This window comes from Planctomonas psychrotolerans (assembly GCF_008642235.1).
GTDB classification, from domain to species: domain Bacteria; phylum Actinomycetota; class Actinomycetes; order Actinomycetales; family Microbacteriaceae; genus Planctomonas; species Planctomonas psychrotolerans.
On record NZ_SJEV01000001.1, the window covers coordinates 1,587,904 to 1,607,074 of the forward strand.

A 19,171-nucleotide genomic window follows, 5' to 3' on the forward strand; every position below is an offset into this window, starting at 1 on the left:
GTTCACCCCCCCCGACGCATGTCGCGAAAGCGGCCCCGCACGCGACACGCGTGCGGGGCCGCTTTCGTGGGGCACTCTCCTGAGCCGCCGCCGCCGCCGCCGTCGTTGTGGTGGGGTGGGCCGTGCGGTGCCGCGTCTTCCGAGTTACCATTGCCGGGATGAACTCCAGCCCCGCCGCCGTAGCACCGCAGGGCGCAGGAGGAGCCGTGGGGAACGCCTCGGGAACGGCGCCCGCCGCCCCGCTCGGATCGGCGCTCGAACGGCTGCGCCGGGTCTTCGGCTACGACGCGTTCCGCGGCGACCAGGAAGAGATCATCGAGCATGTGATCGCCGGTGGCGATGCCCTCGTGCTGATGCCCACCGGGGGTGGCAAGTCTCTCTGCTATCAGGTGCCCGCGCTCGTGCGGAACGGCACCGGGGTGGTCATCTCACCGCTCATCGCCCTCATGCAGGACCAGGTCGATGCGCTCCGCGCCGTGGGCGTGCGGGCGGAGTACCTGAACTCCACCCAGTCCGTCGAGGAGTCCCGCGACGTGGAGCGGCGCCTGCTCGCCGGAGAGATCGACCTGCTCTACCTCGCGCCTGAGCGGCTCATCCTCGAGCGCACCCGTCAGCTGCTCGATCGCGCCACGGTATCCCTCTACGCCATCGACGAAGCGCACTGCGTGTCGCAGTGGGGTCACGACTTCCGCAAGGACTACCTCGCGCTCTCCCTGCTCGCCGACCGGTGGCCCGACATACCGCGCATCGCCCTCACCGCCACCGCGACCCGGGCAACCGCGGCGGACATCGTCGCGCGACTGAAGCTCGAGGGCGCTCGAACGTTCGTGTCGTCGTTCGACCGCCCCAACATCCAGTACCGCATCGTGTCGAAGGACGAGCCGCGGAAGCAGCTGCTCGATCTTCTCCGCACCCAGCATGCGGGGGACGCGGGCATCGTGTACTGCCTGTCGCGGGCCACGGTGGACAAGACGGCCAAGTTCCTGTCGGACTCGGGCATCCCCGCGCTTCCCTATCACGCCGGTCTCGATGCGGCCACGCGGTCGGCCCACCAGTCCCGCTTCCTCCGCGAGGACGGCATCGTCATGTGCGCGACCATCGCGTTCGGCATGGGCATCGACAAACCCGACGTCAGGTTCGTGGCGCACATCGACCTGCCCAAGTCGGTGGAGGGGTACTACCAGGAGACCGGACGGGCCGGTCGCGACGGACTGCCCTCGACCGCCTGGCTGGCGTACGGCCTGCAGGACGTGGTTCAGCAGCGCCGCATGATCGACGAGTCGGAGGGCGACCTGGCGCACCGACGCCGGCTGTCCGCGCACCTCGATGCGATGCTCGCCCTGTGCGAGACCATCGACTGCCGGCGCGTGCAGCTGCTCGACTACTTCGGGGAACGGAGCACCCCGTGCGGCAACTGCGACACCTGTCTCGAACCCGTCGCGGGCTGGGATGGCACGGTGGCGGCGCAGAAAGTGCTGTCCGCGGTCGTGCGCCTGCACCGTGAGCGCAACCAGCGCTTCGGTGCGGGCCACATCATCGACATCCTCCGAGGCAAACGAACCCCGCGCGTGGAGCAGCAGAAGCACGACACGCTCACGGTGTTCGGTGTGGGTCAGGACCTCGCCGAGGCGCAGTGGCGCGGCGTCGTGCGCCAGTTGCTCGCGCAGGGTCTCCTCGCCGTGAACGACGACGGCTACGGCACGCTCGTTCTCACCGAGGCGAGCGCCGAGGTGCTGAGCGGACGGCGCAGCGTCACCCTGCGCGCCGAAGCCGAGCGCACGAGGCGTCCGTCGACGAACGGCAGAACGAGCCGCAGCGCGGGCGGCGCCGCCGTCGACCTGTCACCGGACGCGGCGGACCTGTTCGAGCGCCTCCGAGCCTGGCGCGCCGCCGAGGCACGCGAGCAGGGTATGCCCGCGTACATCGTGTTCGGCGACGCCACCCTGCGGGAAATCGCGACGGCCCGGCCCGCGTCGCTCGGCGACCTGTCCGTCATCGGCGGAGTGGGTCAGAAGAAACTCGAGTCGTACGGCGAGGGGGTACTCGCCGTCGTGGCGGCTACGCCTCCTGAGCGACCGGCGTAACGCGCCCGGTGAGCGCATCCAGGGCGCTCCGGAGACGCGTGCTCGACGTGTGCACGGTGTACGGGAAGTACACGACCTCCACGCCCACCGCGGCGAACTCCTCCTCGAGGCGGAGTCCCTTTTCGGTGCCGCGCCAGTCGTCGCCCTTGAAGAAGATGTCGAAACCGACCTGGCGCCAGGTGTCGAGCTTGTCGGGCAGCACCTCCGCGATCGCCTCATCGACGTAGCTGATGTGGCTCACGATCTCAAGGCGCTCCGCGAGCGGAACGACCGGGGTGATGCCCTTGTTCAACTCGAGCATCTCATCGGAGACGACGCCGGCGATCAGGTAGTCGCACGAGCTCTTCGCGTGCTTGAGGATGTTGAGGTGTCCAACATGGAACAGGTCGAATGCGCCTGCTGCATAGCCAATTCTTCGGGTCACGTGCCAGCTTTTCTTTTCGGGTGGACGGCTCGCAATGCTGTCGGTGGGTAGTCGACCGCGTGCCTTGACGAAGATTATCCGGCCTGCGGCCTTCCTGTCATCCTCGAGCGTGGAATTGGGGCGCCTTCCCACCTTCGAGGGACAGTGGGGAAATACGAAGGAATAGCAAATCGACACGGCGATTCACAGTGAACGTGCAGATGCGCGGCTTTCTTGTTACTGTGAAGCTGCGAAATGTAACGTTCGCATAACGCCCGAAAGTTTCGCCTCTCCAACCACCTGATGCGCCCACATCAGGACGAACTTAAGGACATCCCCCGTCATGGCCATCGCCAAACCGCGCTTTCGGCGCGCCACAAAATCCGACCGCCGCCCGCTCACCGCTCTCGGTGCGGCATCCATCCTCTCGCTGGTCCTCGTAGGCTTCAGCCCCGTGTCCACGCCGGCATCAGCCGTCCCACTGCTGTCAGCGCCGACAGCCGCCAGCGCGAGCCTGCGCTACGAGGTCGGCGTGCCCGAGGGCACGAGGCTCAGGGTCCACTACGGGGACATCGTCGTCACGCGAGCCGGCACCGTGATCGACAGCCTCGACGTCCGCGGCCTCATCACCATCAAGGCGCCGGACGTCGTGATCAAGAACTCGATCGTGCGGGGCCGGGTCGTCGACGGCAACTCCGCACTCATCAGCAACTACCGCTCCGGCGCGAAGTTCACTGTCATCAACAGCGAGCTCATCGCCGACCACCGCTCGCCGTACATCAACGGCATCATCGGCTCGAACTTCACCGTCCGCAACTCGGAGATCAGCCGGGTGGTCGACGCCGTGCACATCACCGGAAGCAACGTGACGATCGAGAAGTCCTGGTTCCACTACCACCTCCACTTCCTCCGGGACCCGAATCACCGCGGCACGCCGAGCCACGACGACTCGATCCAAGTACAGTCGGGCAACAACATCCGGATCGCCGGCAACATCCTCACCGGCCCGCACAACGCCGTCCTGCAGATCACCCAGGACACCGGTGCCGTCTCCAACGTCACCTTCACCGGAAACCGCGTCGACAACGGCCACTGCAGCCTGAACATCTCCGAGGGGGATCGCTCGTCGATTCAGGGTCTGACGGTGTCGAACAACACCTTCGGTCGGAATACGGGTCACCCGAATTGCGCCATCGTCGCCCCCGACACCACGAGGATCGCGATGAGCGCGAACACGTTCCGCGACAATGGTCAGGCCATCTGGATTTTCGGCAAGTAACCGCTCGCATGAGTCACCCCGGCGGGCGACGTACACTCACCAGTCATGGATGTGTCGACGACCGCGGAAATAGCCGCGAGGAGTGGCCCTCGCGCGCCTCGGCGCCACAGGGTCACCCTGGCGGCAGGGGTCCTCGTCGTTCTCCTCATCATCGCGGTGCTGTTCATCGGACGCGGCGCGAACCAGCAGGAGGAGGTAAGCGGCGCGGAGTTCACCTCCAACACTCCGGGCGTGCCGGCCGGGACGCGCCTGACCGTGCACGAGGGCGACATCATCGTCAAGGAGCCCGGGGCATACGTCGACGGACTCGACGTTCACGGGCTGATCTTCATCCGGGCTCCTGACGTGACCATCATGAACACGATCGTGCGCGGACGCCCGGTGGAGAAGAACTCGGCCCTGGTGAGCAACTTCACCACCGGATACCCCTTCACCGTGCGCGACAGCGAACTGATCGCGACCCATCCTTCGCCCTACATCAACGGTGTCATCGGGTCGAACTTCACGCTGCGCAATGTGGTGATCTCCTCGGTGGTCGACGGCGTGCACATCACCGGTGACGACGTAGTCGTCGAGTCGTCATGGATACGCGACCATCTGCACTTCGCCGTCGACCCGAATCACAACGGCGGGCCGAGCCATGACGACTCCATCCAGATCCAGGCCGGAGCGAACATCAGGATCGCCGACAACGTGATGACCGGACCGCGGGCAGCGGTCATGCAGATCACCCAGGACCGGGGTCCGGTGTCGAATGTTCGCTTCCTCCGCAACGAGGTGGACAACGGATTCTGCAGCGTGAACGTCGATGAGAACGATTACGGACCCATTCGGGGTCTCGTCGTCGCGAACAACGTGTTCGGCCGGAACACCTCGCACTTCAACTGCGCGATCATCGCACCCCCGTCCACCACGGTGGTGTCGAGGGGAAATTTCTTCACAGATGGCGCTCCGGTAACGATCACCCGAGGTCGTTAGTCCACTCCGGTGCCACGCCGTACACTGGCGACCAGCGCCAGGGGGCTGTGGTGCATGGAACGTCAACCCGACATGAAGATGGAGCAGGAGCGTCGTGAGCGAACATAATGCGGTACCCGGGGGACGTGACCGCTCGACGGCGCAGCGACGACGCGCCCTGATCTGGGGCGGTGTCGCGCTCCTCCTCATCGTTCTCGTCATCGTGGCCATCGTCGCGTCGCTCACCCGCAGGGGAACCCCGGACGACGCGGTGACGCCGACGCCGAACGGCACACCCGCGGCGAGTGCGTCGCCAACCCCGAGCCCATCGGAAACGCCCACCGAGGCACCGACACCCGAGGAGACGGCGTCCGCGGAACCTGCTCCGGAAGCGGAGCAGCCGAACGCCTCCGCCGAGGTCGTGGAGGCCACCGAGGAGAATCCTGCGGCGTTCGATGAGACTTCGGAGGCGGCCCCGGGCGTCCGCGTCGAGGTGGGAGAACTGACCGCGGTGGAGGGCGAGCCGCGCGGTGCGGGCGAGCTCGCCGGTCCGGCGCTCCGTCTCACGGTCAATGTGACGAACACCGGCCCGGAGCCCGCGAATCTCGACTCACTCGTCGTCAACCTCTACTACGGCGAGGATGAGCGTCCCGCGCCGTCCGTGAGCGGTCCGAACGTCTTCAACGTTCCGGCCGAGGCCGCCCCTGGCGCCACCGTCACGGGTGCGTACGTCTTCACCGTGCCGGAGGATCAGCGCGACACCGTGCGAGTGGCCGTCGACTACTCCACCGACGTCGATCTGGTCGTCTTCCAGGGCGCCGCGCCGCGCTGACGCCAGCGGCTTCTCTCCGCGCCCGGGCGGGCCGTCACCCCCAGTTCTGGGCAGTATCGCACCGGCGGGTCTTGGCCGATACCATGAACTCACCCGCAGGTGTTTACCCGAACGCCTGGACATCAAGCGTCAGGCACACACCCATGGGCTCACCCACCCTCCTCCCGCACGTCCGCACGCGGTTTCTCGCCGTCGGAACGACGGCCGCACTGATCGCGACGCTGTTCGCCGGCACATCGGTCGCGGCGGCCGACACCCGGCCCGCTGAGTCGACGACCCCGGCGACCGTGTCGACCGATTCGCTGCCCACGGTGCAGATCGACGGCATCGTGTGGTCGCAGGTGGTGGTCGGCACCACCGTTTATGCGGGCGGAAGCTTCGCCACGGCCCAGCCGGCGGGTGCGGCCGAGGGCGTGAACACGGTGCCCCGCGCCAACCTGCTCGCCTACAACATCGAGACGGGCAACCTCATCACCTCGTTCGCGCCGACGCTCAACGGAGAGGTGCGCTCGCTCGCCGTCTCTCCCGACGGCAAGCGAGTCTACGCGGGTGGAATCTTCACCGAGGTCAACGGCACGAAGCGCAACCGCATCGCCGCGTTCGACACGGCGACCGGGCAGCTCGTGCCGGGCTTCGCTCCGAGCGCCAACGCCGGCGTGAGCAGCGTCGTCGCCACCAACGACACCGTCTACTTCGGTGGCACCCTGACCTCGGTGAGCGACGTGCAGCGCCCCGGTCGCTCGGCCGCGGTCAAAGCGCAGGACGGCTCCGTACTCCCGTGGGCACCCGTCGCCGACACCGATGGTCGTGTGACGTCGATGGTCATCTCGCCCGACGGCGCCAAGCTCGTGCTCGGCGGCAGCTTCGTCTCGATGAACGGATCGGACCGTCCCGGCTACGGCATGGCCGCGGTCGATGCCGTGAACGGCACCACCAACCTCCCCTGGAACGTGAACAACGTCGTGCGCAACGGCGGGTCCGGCGCGTCGATCACGAGCCTCACCTCCGACGGCACGAGCGTGTACGGCACCGGCTACGTGTTCAAGGGCGCGGGCAACCTCGAGGGTGCGTTCCGCGCCGATTGGAAGACCGGCGACCTCGTGTGGCTCGAGGACTGCCACGGCGACTCGTACGGCATCCACGCCACGAACGGCGTGGCCTACATCGCCGGGCACCCGCACTACTGCGGCAACGTCCACGGCGGATTCCCGCAGACGTCGCCGTGGACCATCTACCGCGGCCTCGCTTTCACCGACTACGCGACGGGCACGCTCGGTCGCGAACCGCTCGGTTACTTCAACTTCGAGGGCAACCCCTCGCCCTCCCTTCTGCACTTCTACCCCGAGTTCGACACCGGGGCGGTGTCCGGTGCCAACCAGGGACCGTGGACCGTAACCGGCAGCAACGGCTACCTCCTATACGGCGGCGAGTTCACTCGCGTGAACAACAAACGTCAGCAGGGGCTCGCGCGCTTCGCCACCACGGCCAAGGCGCCGAACGCCGACGGGCCGCGCGCGCAGGGATCCAACTGGGTGCCGGACGTGGTGTCGCTCGCGGACGGCTCCGTGCGGGTCGCCTGGCGCGCCAACTACGACCGCGACAACGCGTCGCTCAGCTACCGGCTGATCCGCGACGGCGTCAACGCGTCGCCGATCTACACGACCGCGGCGTCGTCGTCGCCGTGGGACCGTCCATCGATGAGCTATCTCGACACCGATGTCGCTCCGGGGGCGACCCACACCTATCGCGTCCGCGTCGAGGACCCGTTGGGCAACGTGGGCTGGAGCAGCACCGTCACCGCCACCGTGAACGGCAGCGGTCCAATCAGCGACTACGCGAAGGGCGTCCTCGCCGACCGACCCGAGGCGTACTGGCGTCTTAACGAGACCAGCGGGACCACCGTGTACGACTGGTCGGGCATGAATCCGGCCTACGCGTCCGGCGGTGTGACCCGCGGTGCCGCTGGGGCGATCGCCAATGACACGAACACCGCGTCCACCTTCTCCGGGGCCACCTGGGGGCTGGCCGCCACCAAGACGATCCAGCCCGGGCCGAACGACTTCGCGATCGAGGGGTGGTTCAAGACCACCACCACGCGGGGCGGGAAGATCATCGGCTTCGGCAACAAGTTCTCCGGGGAATCGAACCAGCACGACCGTCACGTGTACATGGACGATGCCGGACGGGTGTTCTTCGGCGTCAACGACGGCGGCCGCCGCACGCTGAACACCGCCGCCGGCCTCAACGACGGCCAGTGGCACCACGTCGTGGCAAATCTTGGATCGACCGGGATGCAGCTCTACGTCGACGGCGCGCTCGTGGGGGAGCGGAGCGATGCCGTTCAAGGCCAGGCCTACAACGGATTCTGGCGGATCGGTGGCGACACCACCTGGGCCGGCACGTCGATGTACTTCGGCGGCGCCATCGACGACGTGGCGATCTACCGCTCCGCCCTGACCGCCGACCAGGTGCGGGCCCACTACGCCCTCTCCGGTCGCGACGCCGGCACCACTCCGCCGCCTCCGCCGCCCGCACCCTCCGCCCTCGCGGCCGACTCCTTCGAGCGGACGGTGGCTTCCGGCCTCGGAGCCGCCGACACCGGCGGCAACTGGACGCTCGGGTCGGCATCGACCAGCTTCTCGGTCTCCGGCGGCGCAGCCCGACTTGACACCCCGACCGGGTCGACGCGAAGCGCCTACCTCGCGGGGATCACGGCGGTCGACGCCGATGTGCAGGCCGTCGCCACTCACTCGCGCGTCGTGACCGGCACGGGTGCCTACATCTCGCTCCTCGCCCGCAAGACGTCGGCGGGGGAGTACATCGGCAAGGTGAAGATCCTCGCCGACGGTGCGGTCAGCATCCAGGTGACCCGCGGGGGAACGAGCCTCGCCTACGCCAACGTGCCCGCGCTCCGGTACGCCCCCGGTGACCGTGTGCGCATGAGGGTGCAGGCCGTCGGCTCGTCGCCGACCACGGTGCGCGCCAAGGTGTGGGCCGACGGAACAGCGGAGCCCGCCGACTGGCAGGTCACCGCCACCGACTCGACCGCGGGCCTCCAGCAGGCCGGGTACTCGGGCATCCGCGGGAACCTGAGCTCGGCCGCCACGGCCACGTCGGTGTTCACCTTCGACGACTTCACGCTGCGTTCCGCCGGAGCAACCGCCCCGCCCGCCAACGTGGTACCGACGGCATCGATGACCACCTCGGTGGACGGGCTGTCGGTGTCCGCCAACGGGTCGGCGTCGAAGGACCCCGACGGGTCGATCACGTCGCACGCCTGGACGTTCGGTGATGGTGGCACGGCGACGGGAGCGATCGCGTCGCACACCTATGCAGCAGCAGGCACGTACACCGTCACCCTCACCGTCACGGACAACGCCGGAGCCACGGCGAAGACCACCAGCGTCGTCGAGGTGGCCGCACCGCCCGCGAGCGCGGTCCTCGCGTCCGACGCCTTCGAGCGGGTCGCGGTGAACAGCCTCGGCACCGCGGACGCGGGTGGGGCATGGACGCTCGGATCGACCTGGTCCGCGTTCTCCATCTCGAACGGGGCCGCTCGACTCGAGACGCCCGCGGGTACCGTGCGGAGCGCGTACCTGAAGGACGTGGCATCGGTCAGCACCGACGTGCGCGCCACCGTGACGCACGCGCAGGCCGTGACCGGCACCGGGGCGTACGTCTCGCTGATGCCGCGCCGTACAGCCGCGGGTGAGTACGTGGGCAAGGTGAAAATCCTTGGGAGCGGCGCCGTGAGCATCCAGGTGACCCGCAGCGGCACGAGTCTGCAATACGCGAACGTGCCGGACTTCACCTACGTTCCCGGCGAGAGGATGAACCTCCGAGTGCAGACCGTCGGTACGTCGCCGACCGTCGTGCGTGCCAAGGTGTGGCGTGATGGCCTCGCCGAGCCGACCGGCTGGCAGGTCAGCGTCACCGACAGCACGGCAGGGCTGCAGGAAGCGGGCCACGTCGGTCTTCGCTCCGACGTGAGCTCGGCGGCGTCCGCCTCGTCCACGTTCACGTTCGACGACTTCGTGGCCAGCACCGCACGCTGAGGTCGTGCGTTGAGAAACCGACCGTGCCGCCCGGAATAACGGGAGGGTAACAGTTCTGCGCGGACCGGGTGGCTCCCGGCCCGCGCGATACCATCAAGACTTCGGTGACCGCTCGATCGCCGACGACGTAATACCCGACGTCGACCCGTCCGCATTCCCCCACGGAATCAAGCAGAGCTGAGCATCACCATGGGCACAGTCGCCACCGGTCCGACACGTTCAAGACGACTTCTCGGCGGTGCGTTGGCTGCGCTCCTCGCCGCCTGCATGCTGGTGGCGCCGGCCGGCGCCTCGGCCGACACGCGACCGCCGTCCGGGACTCCCGCGACGGTGTCCTCGGACTCTCTTCCGACGGTGCAGATCAACGGCATCGTCTGGTCGCAGGTGATCGTCGGGAACACGGTCTACGCGGGGGGCAGTTTCAGCACCGCCCAGCCGGCGGGAGCCGCAGCGGGAGTCAATACGGTCGCCCGCGGCAACCTCCTCGCCTACCGGCTCGACACCGGGGCGCTGATCACCTCGTTCGCCCCCATGCTGAACGGGCAGGTGCGCGGTCTCGCCGCCTCTCCCGACGGATCCCGGGTGTACGCCGTCGGTGAGTTCACCTCCGTGAGCGGGACCACCCGCAATCGCATCGCGGCATTCTCCACGGCGACCGGCGCGCTGGTCCCATCGTTCGCGCCCAGCGCGAACGCTCGGGTCAGCAGCGTCGCCGCCACCAACAGCACCGTCTACTTCGGCGGCACGCTGACCTCGGTGAGCGGCGTGTCCCGTCCGGGCCGGGCGGCAGCCGTGTCGGCGAGCACCGGTGCGGTGCAGCAGTGGGCTCCGCGCGCAAACACCGAGGGTCGAGTCGGTGCCATGACCATCAACCCCGACGGCACCAAGCTCGTCCTCGGCGGCAACTTCACGACGATGAACGGCTCGAGCAACCCCGGTTACGGGCTTGCGGCAGTAGACTCCATCACCGGTGCCAGCCTTCCGTGGAGCGTGAACTCGATCATCCGCAACGCCGGTCCCGACGCGGCGATCACCAACCTCTCGTCCGACGGCACCAGCGTCTACGGCACCGGATACGTGTTCGGGGGCGGAGGCAACTTCGAGGGCGCGTTCCGCGCCGACTGGAGCGATGGCCGGCTGGTGTGGATGGAGGACTGTCACGGCGATTCCTATTCCGTTCACACGGTGCGCGACGTCACCTACGTCGCCGGGCACCCGCACTACTGCGGAAACGTCAACGGGGGCTTCGAGCAGACCGCGCCGTGGAGCTTCTACCGCGGCATCGCCGTCACGAACTACGCAACCGGGGTGCTGGAACGCGAACCGCACGGGTACTTCAACTTCGAGGGACGCCCGTCCCCGACCCTGCTGCACTTCTACCCGGCGTTCAACACCGGCTCGGTGTCCGGAGCGAGTCAGGGACCCTGGAGCGTGACCGGCTCGGGGAACTACGTGGTCTTCGGCGGTGAGTTCACCACCGTCAACGGCAATCGCCAGCAGGGCCTCGCCCGCTTCACCACCGCCGCCGGCGCGCCGAACGATGACGGGCCTCGGCTCAGCGGATCCAACTGGGTGCCGAACGTCGTGTCGCTCGCGCAGGACTCCGTGAGGGTCGGCTGGCGGGCCAACTTCGATCGGGACAACGCGATGCTGTCGTACCGCGTCATCCGCGACGGCGCCACCTCCTCGCCGATCCACGAGGTGCAGGCCTCTTCCGCCCCGTGGGATCGACCCTCGATGAGTTACCTCGACACCGGAGTGCGCAACGGGGAGACCCACACCTATCGTCTCCGGGTGGAGGACCCGTTCGGCAACGTGGCCTGGAGCAACACCGTGAGCGTCACGGTGAACGGATCCGGCACCGTGAGTTCGTACGCGTCCCGGGTTCTCGCCGACCGCCCCGAGTCGTATTGGCGCCTCGGCGAGGGATCCGGGACCACCGTGTACGACTGGGCGGGGTACACCAACGCGGCGGCATCCTCCGGGGTGACCCGTGGCACGTCGGGCGCGATCGTGAATGACGCCAACCGCGCCTCGACGTTCTCCGGCACCAGTTCGGGCTTCGTCTCGACCGGTGGCGCGGTGGAGCCCACGACGAACAGCTTCGCTCTGGAGGCGTGGTTCCGGACGACCACAACGTCGGGCGGCAAGATCGTGGGCTACGGGAACTCCTCGACCGGCAGCTCCACCACCTACGACCGGCATATCTACATGGACAACACCGGGCGCGTCTTCTTCGGCGTGCATCCCGGGTCCCAGCGCACCCTCAGCACGGCGGCCGGGCTGAACGACGGACAGTGGCATCACGTCGTGGCGAACCTCGGGCCCACCGGCATGCAGTTGCACCTCGACGGCGTCAGGGTGGCCCAGCGGACCGACACGACCACGGGCCAGGCATACAACGGGTACTGGCGCATCGGCGGTGACACCTCGTGGGCCGGCACGTCGGGGTACTTCCGGGGCGACATCGACGACGTCGCGGTCTATCGCGCCGCCCTGTCCGACAGCCAGGTCGCCGCCCACTGGTCACTATCGGGTCGTTCCGGTTCCACACCGCCGCCACCGCCTCCGCCCGACCCGCAGGTGCTCGCGTCCGACCGGTTCGACCGGTCCGTGACCGGAGGCCTCGGCACAGCCGATGCCGGCGGCGCCTGGACCCTCGGGTCGTCCGCCTCGAGCTATTCGGTATCCGGTGGTATCGCGCGGTTATCGACGCCGCCCGGCGCCGTCCGCAGCGGATACCTGCAGAACGTCTCGGCCATCGGCAGCGACGTGCGTGCGACCGTGTCGATGCTGCAGCCCGCCACCGGGGGCGGGTCCTATCTCTCCCTTCTCGCCCGGAAGAACGCGGCGGGGGAGTACATCGGCAAGGTCAAGGTGTTGTCGACAGGAGCGGTCAGCATCCAGGTCACCCGGGGCGGCACGAGCCTTCACTACGCGAGCGTTCCCGGCATCCGCTATACGACGGGCGATCGGCTCATGATCCGCGTGCAGGCGGTGGGATCGGCGCCCACCACGATCCGGGCGAAGGTGTGGGCGCAGGGCACGACGGAGCCCGCCGGTTGGCAGGTCAGTGCGACCGATTCCACGGCGGGCCTGCAGCAGGCCGGATACGTAGGGTTGCGTGGAGATCAGACCTCCACGTCGACCGGGACCGTCGTGTTCGCCTTCGACGATTTCGTTGCCGTTCGCGGGTGAACCGGCCCGAACCTGTCAATGTGCTGTGCGTTTAGCAAACGAAAGCCGGGGGTGCCCGGCAGCCCGTAGGGTGACCGTACCCGCCGGTGATCCCCCGTCACCATTCCCCCGAAAGTACAGGCACACCTTCATGGGCTTACCCACCCCAGTTCCTTTCGCGCGCAAGAAAACAATCGTCGCCTTCGGCCTCGCTACCGCGCTCATCGCGTCGCTGTTCACCGGAACCATGGCCGCCTCGGCTGACACATCCCCGGTGCCGCCGCTCCCCGCCACGGTATCGACGGACTCGCTGCCCACCGTGCAGATCGACGGCATCGTCTGGTCTCAGGTCATCGTCGGCAACACCGTCTACGCGGGCGGCAGCTTCACCACCGCCCGCCCGGCCGGCGCTGCGGCCGGCGCCTCGACGGTTCCCCGGGCGAACCTGCTCGCCTACAACCTCACGACGGGTGCGCTCGTCACCTCGTTCGCGCCGACCCTCAATGGTCAGGTGCGTTCGCTGGCCGCCTCTCCGGATGGTTCCCGCCTGTACGCGGCCGGCGAGTTCACCACGGTGAACGGCGTCAGCCGCAACCGCATCGCCGCCTTCAGCACCGCCACGGGCGCGCTCGTGACGTCGTTCGCGCCGAGCGCGAACTCCCGGGTGAGCGCCGTCGTCGCCACGAACGACACCGTCTACTTCGGCGGCACGATGAGCGCCGTCAGCGGGGTGTCCCGTCCTGGCCGTTCGGCGGCCGTATCGGCCTCGAACGGCGCGGTGCTGCCCTGGGCACCTCTCGCCAACCCCGACGGCCGGGTCCTGGCCATGGTGCTCTCGCCCGATAACTCCAAGCTCGTGCTCGGCGGCAGCTTCACGACCATGAACGGGTCGAGCAACCCCGGCTACGGGCTCGCCTCCGTCGACGCGATCACCGGCGCGAACCTTCCCTGGAACGTCAACAGCGTCGTCCGCAACGGCGGCCCCGACGCGTCGATCACGAGCCTCACGTCCGACGGCACCAGCGTCCACGGCACCGGGTACGTGTTCGGGTCCGGGGGCAACCTCGAGGGCGCTTTCCGGGCCGACTGGAAGAACGGCGACCTCGTCTGGCTCGAAGACTGCCACGGTGACAGCTACTCCGCCTACGCCACGGGCGACGTCGCCTACGTCGCGGGACACCCCCACTACTGCGGCAACGTCAACGGCGGCTTCGAGCAGACCGAACCGTGGACGTTCTACCGCGGTGTCGCCTTCACCAACTACGCGACCGGCACCCTGAAGCGCGAGAAGCACGGATACTTCAACTTCGAGGGCAACCCTTCGCCCACGCTGCTGCACTTCTACCCCACCTTCAACACCGGAACCGTTTCCGGCGCCAGCCAGGGCCCCTGGAGCGTGACGGGGAACGGCAAGTACGTCGTATTCGCGGGTGAATTCACCACGGTCAACGGGACGCGCCAGCAGGGACTCTCCCGCTTCGTCGTCGCCGACTCCGCCCCGAACGCCGACGGTCCGCGCGTGAGCGGCTCCAACTGGGTGCCGTCGGTGGTCTCGCTGTCCGCCGGCACCGCGCGCGTGGCGTGGCCCGCGAACTTCGACCGCGACAATACTTCCCTGACCTACCGGGTCATCCGGAACGGCAACACCGGGTCGCCGGTGCACGAGATCGTGGGCGAGTCGTCGCCATGGAACCGACCGGCCATGGGCTACCTCGACACCGGACTTGTGCCGGGGGAGACCTACACCTATCGCCTCCGCGCCGAGGATCCCTTCGGCAACGTGGCTTGGAGCAACACGGTGCCGGTGACGATTGCCGCGGAGGGTACTTCCAGCGCGTACGCATCCGGCGTGCTGGACGATGCGCCGACCTCGTACTGGCGCCTGGGTGAAGCGAGCGGCCTAGCGGTCTACGACTGGGCAGGCTTCGATGACGCCGTAGCCGGCGCCGGGGTGACCCGGGGAACCGCCGGAGCGATCGGCGGCGACGACAACTCGTCCGCCACGTTCTCGGGCACGAACACCGGGCTCGTCGCCAGCCAGGTGGCGCAGCCGGGCAGCAACAGCTTCGCCATCGAAAGCTGGGTGCGCACCACGAGCACCGCCGGAGGCAAGATCGTCGGCTTCGGCAACGCGAAGACCGGTAACTCGTCGAGCTACGACCGTCACGTTTACATGGACGGGGCCGGACGCATTATCTTCGGCGTGTACCCGAATGCCGAGCGCACGGTGAGCAGCGGGACCGGCTTCAACGACGGCAACTGGCACCACATCGTCGCGAACCTCGGCCCGATCGGCATGCAGCTGTTCGTGGACGGCAAGCGCGTCGCCCAGCGGACCGACACGACGAGCGCCCAGGCCTACGACGGCTACTGGCGCATCGGCGGCGACTCCTCGTGGGGCGGCACCGCGCCGTACTTCGCCGGGGACATCGACGACGTCGCCATCTACGGCAACGCCCTCAGCACCGCGCAGGTCGATCGCCACTACACGCTGTCGGGTCGGCCGTCCGCCCTCCCCAAGGCGCCCTCCGACGCCTACGGTGCGCGGGTCTTCGCCGACGACCCCGACCTCTACTGGCGTCTCGACGACTCCTCCGGATCGATCGCCGCGGATGCAAGCCCCTCGGGCACTCCGGGCACCTACATCGGCGGAGTCACGAAGCAGCAGGAGGGCGTCCTTCAGGGCAACGCATCCGCGGCCTTCGACGGCTCCAGCGGGCATGTCGTCAGCTCCAGGCAGGTCAGCGGCCCGCAGGTCTACTCGACCGAGCTCTGGTTCTCCTCCACCTCCCAGCAGGGCGGCAAGCTGATCGGATTCGGCAACGCATCCTCCGGCACATCGGGCAACTACGACCGTCACGTCTACCTGCAGCCCGACGGGCGCCTCGTATTCGGGATCTGGAACGGGACCGCCAACATCATCACCTCTCCCGCCGCCTACAACGACGGACGCTGGCACCACGTAGTCGCCACCCAGGCGGCGAATGGTCTGCGTCTGTACGTGGACGGGGAGCTCCTCGGCACTCATCCGGCCAATCGTTCGGACAGTTACGCCGGTTACTGGCGCATCGGTGGGGACAACACCTGGGGTTCCAGCCCGTTCGTCAACGCCCGCATCGATGAGGCGGCCGTGTACAGCACCGCCCTCAGCGCGGAGCAGGTGCGTGCGCACTACGCGCTCGCCAGCGGTGTGCCGGTGAATGCAGCCCCCACGGCATCGTTCACCAGTTCCGTGAACGAGCTCGCCGCGAGCTTCGACGCGTCCGCCTCATCGGACTCGGACGGCACCATCGCGTCCTACGCCTGGTCCTTCGGCGACGGTCGCACCGGCACCGGTGCTCGAGCGAGCCACACCTACGCCGAGGCGGGCACCTACCGGGTGTCCCTCACGGTCACGGACGACGACGGCGCCACCGCGGTGTCCACGTCGACGGTCACGGTCGCCGTGACCCCGGTCCCCAATGCGGCCCCGGTCGCATCCTTCACGAGTGCGGTGAACGAACTCGCGGTGAGCGTGGACGGTTCCGGCTCGACGGACTCGGACGGCACGATTGCGTCCTACGCCTGGTCCTTCGGTGACGGAGGTACGGCCACCGGTGCGACGGCGTCGCACACCTATGCGGCGGCCGGCACCTACACGGTGACCTTGACGGTGACGGACGACGACGGTGCCACGGCGACCCGGACCAGCACGGTCACGGTGACCGCTCCGGCTGCACCGCCCGCGACCGGTCCGCTGGCGTCGGATGCCTTCGCCCGCAGCGCCACAGGCAACTGGGGCAGTGCGGACACCGGGGGTGCGTGGACGAACAGCAGCGGCACCTCGTCCTACTACTCCGTCGCGAACGGCGTCGGACGGCACACCACATCCACAGCGGGCCGTACGATCGAGAACTACCTGCCGGGGGTCACGAGCACCGACTCCGATGTGCGTGCCACCTTCGCGATCACTCCGATGAACGTCGGCGGAAGCGTCTTCGCGTCCGTCATCGGTCGTCGCGTCGGGTCGGAGGACTACCGCACCCGTGCCGTCATCGCACCGAATGGATCGATCTCGCTCCGGATTTTCCGCGGGGGGACGACGCTCGACAGCCGCACCGTCAGCGGGGTGACTTACTCGGCCGGTGATCGGATGCGCCTGCGCATCGAAACCACCGGGACCTCGCCCACCACCATCCGGGCGAAGATCTGGAAGGTCGGCACTCCCGAGCCCACCACCTGGCAGGTCGAAACCACCGACAGCACGGCGGCCCTCCAGACCGCCGGTCACACCGGAGTCAGCTCCTACATCGGCTCCGGCATGACCAGCCTCCCCCTGACCGTCAGCTGGGACGACTTCACGGCCACCACGGCGGGGAGCACCCCCGCCGAAGAGCCGGGAACCGAAGAGCCGGCTCCCGTTCCGAATGCGGCTCCCGTGGGTCGGTTCACGTCTTCGGTCGACGGCCTGACCGCGAACGTCGACGCATCGGCGTCGTCGGATGCCGACGGCACGATCGCGTCGTACGCGTGGAACTTCGGCGACGGAGGTACCGGTACCGGCGCGACCGCGTCACGGACCTACGCGGCTGCTGGCACGTACACGGTGACGTTGACGGTGACCGATGATGACGGTGCGACGGCGACGCGGACCGGAACGGTCACGGTGGCCGCGCCGACCGCCCCGCCCGCCGGTGTCCTGGCGGCGGACGCCTTCGCCCGCACCGCCACGGTCACCTGGGGCAGCGCGGACACCGGTGGCGCCTGGACGAACAGCAGCAGCACCTCGTCCTACTACTCCGTCGCCAACGGTGTAGGACGGCACACCACCAGCACCGCGGGTCGCACGATCGAGAACTACCTGCCCGGCGTCACCAGCACCGACACCGACGTGCAGGCGACCTTCGCGATCACCCCGATGAACGTCGGCGGCAGCGTCTTCGCGTCCGTCATCGGTCGCCGGGTCGGAACCGTCGACTACCGCACCCGCGCGGTCGTGGCAGCGAACGGATCCATCACCCTCCGCATCTACAGCGGCGGCACCACCCTGGACTCGACCACCGTCAGCGGACTCACCTACGCCGCCGGCGATCAGATGCGCCTGCGCATCCAGACCACCGGGACCTCGCCCACCACCATCCGGGCGAAGATCTGGAAGGTCGGCACCACCGAGCCCACCACCTGGCAGGTGCAGGCCACGGACGGCACGGCGGCCCTCCAGACCGCCGGTCACACCGGAGTCAGCTCCTACATCGGCTCCGGCATGACCAGCCTCCCCCTGACCGTCAGCTGGGACGACTTCACCGTCACCCCCATCCAGTAATCCGAACGACCCGACCAGCATCGGGAAGGGGGGCTACGGCTGCGCCGAGGCCCCCCTTCCTGGTGTCATCGGCCGTTCGGCGCGTTGCCACGCGATAGTGTTCGATTGCGGAACACGGGGGAAAGGTGTGCGCTATGGATTTCACGAGCACGAAAAAGCAGGTCGTCGTCGCCGTTCTCACCTATCGCAGGCCGGACGACCTGGACGAGGTGGTACCGCTCCTGCTGCAGGAGATCGAGGCGACGGGCCCGTTGGCCGAGTGCCGGCTCCTCATCGTCGATAACGACCCGGCTGGGGGCGCCCGTGACCAGGTGCGGGGCATGCCGGGCGCTGAGCACATCGGCTACGCGCATGAGGCGGCGCCGGGGATCGCCGCCGCACGCAATCGCGCGCTGGCCGAAGCGGCCGCAGCGGACTACCTCGTGTTCATCGACGACGACGAGCGACCGACCCGGGGCTGGTTGATCGCCCTCCTCACGAGTGCGACGTCGACCGGCGCAACCGCGGTCGCCGGACCGGTGATCTCCACCTTCGCCGCCCAGCCTGACGCGTGGGTCGCCTCCGGGAGCTTCTTCGACCGTCGACGCCTGCCTACGGGTACCGCGGTGTCTCTCGTGGCCACCAATAACCTGATCCTCGACGTGCACCAGTTGACCGCCTTCGGTATCCGTTTCGACGAGCGCTTCGGCCTGAGCGGAGGGTCGGACACCATGCTGAGCTTGCGCATAGCTCAGCACGGCGGAACCATGCTGTGGAACGACGACGCCATCGTGCACGACGTCGTACCCGCCAAACGGCTCACCCGCGAATGGGTGCTGCAGCGCGCGCGACGGATGGGCAATTCCTGGGCTGTCACCACGCTTGCAGCCGCTCCCTCGCGCACCGCCCGCACCCAGCTGCGCGTCCAGCACGTGTTCCGCGGACTGGTGCGCTTCAGTGGCGGCGGCGCTCGTTACGTGGGAGGCCTCGTGACCGGCAGAATGTCGGAACGGGCTCGCGGACTTCGCACTCTCGCCCGGGGAGCCGGCCTTCTCGCCGGCGCGGCCGGTGTGACCTATTCGGAATACAACAGGAAGTGAGAA

At 68.3% G+C, this 19,171-nt stretch carries 9 protein-coding genes; 8 read left to right on the top strand and 1 reads right to left on the bottom strand.

Annotation, left to right across the window (positions count from 1 at the left end):
• Window positions 1-158 precede the first annotated feature (158 nt).
• Entirely contained in the window at window positions 159-2,084 is a 1,926-nt protein-coding gene (gene recQ, locus EY822_RS07180; protein WP_150307649.1) for a DNA helicase RecQ, read from the top strand.
• Here recQ and EY822_RS07185 read toward each other — a convergent pair.
• Window positions 2,059-2,508 (bottom strand): adenylyltransferase/cytidyltransferase family protein, encoded by a 450-nt coding sequence (locus EY822_RS07185; protein ID WP_150307650.1) that lies wholly within the window; start codon window positions 2,506-2,508, stop codon window positions 2,059-2,061. The two genes, recQ and EY822_RS07185, sit on opposite strands and share 26 nt — an antisense overlap.
• Before the next feature lie 322 nt (window positions 2,509-2,830).
• Between EY822_RS07185 and EY822_RS07190 the strand changes: the two genes are divergently transcribed.
• The 7 genes from EY822_RS07190 to EY822_RS07220 all read left to right on the top strand — a co-directional run bounded on the left by EY822_RS07190 (window position 2,831) and on the right by EY822_RS07220 (window position 19,168).
• The gene (locus EY822_RS07190) at window positions 2,831-3,766 is read left to right on the top strand and encodes a right-handed parallel beta-helix repeat-containing protein (protein WP_150307651.1); all 936 of its coding nucleotides are present in this window, start codon (window positions 2,831-2,833) and stop codon (window positions 3,764-3,766) included.
• A gap of 45 nt (window positions 3,767-3,811) precedes the next feature.
• A complete protein-coding gene (locus EY822_RS07195) occupies window positions 3,812-4,744 on the top strand; it encodes a right-handed parallel beta-helix repeat-containing protein (RefSeq protein ID WP_150307652.1) in 933 nt (310 codons plus the stop codon).
• Between the two features lie 94 nt (window positions 4,745-4,838).
• The gene (locus tag EY822_RS07200; protein ID WP_150307653.1) at window positions 4,839-5,555 is read left to right on the top strand and encodes a hypothetical protein; all 717 of its coding nucleotides are present in this window, start codon (window positions 4,839-4,841) and stop codon (window positions 5,553-5,555) included.
• Between the two features lie 143 nt (window positions 5,556-5,698).
• Window positions 5,699-9,610 carry a LamG-like jellyroll fold domain-containing protein gene (locus EY822_RS07205; protein WP_227497103.1) on the top strand — a complete coding sequence of 1,304 codons (3,912 nt, stop codon included), beginning with the start codon at window positions 5,699-5,701 and terminating at the stop codon, window positions 9,608-9,610.
• Window positions 9,611-9,799: 189 nt separating this feature from the next.
• A complete protein-coding gene (locus EY822_RS07210) occupies window positions 9,800-12,808 on the top strand; it encodes a LamG domain-containing protein (RefSeq protein WP_150307655.1) in 3,009 nt (1,002 codons plus the stop codon).
• A 130-nt stretch (window positions 12,809-12,938) separates the two neighbouring features.
• The gene (locus EY822_RS07215) at window positions 12,939-18,089 is read left to right on the top strand and encodes a PKD domain-containing protein (protein ID WP_150307656.1); all 5,151 of its coding nucleotides are present in this window, start codon (window positions 12,939-12,941) and stop codon (window positions 18,087-18,089) included.
• Between the two features lie 134 nt (window positions 18,090-18,223).
• A complete protein-coding gene (locus EY822_RS07220) occupies window positions 18,224-19,168 on the top strand; it encodes a glycosyltransferase family 2 protein (RefSeq protein ID WP_150307657.1) in 945 nt (314 codons plus the stop codon).
• Window positions 19,169-19,171: the final 3 nt, after the last annotated feature.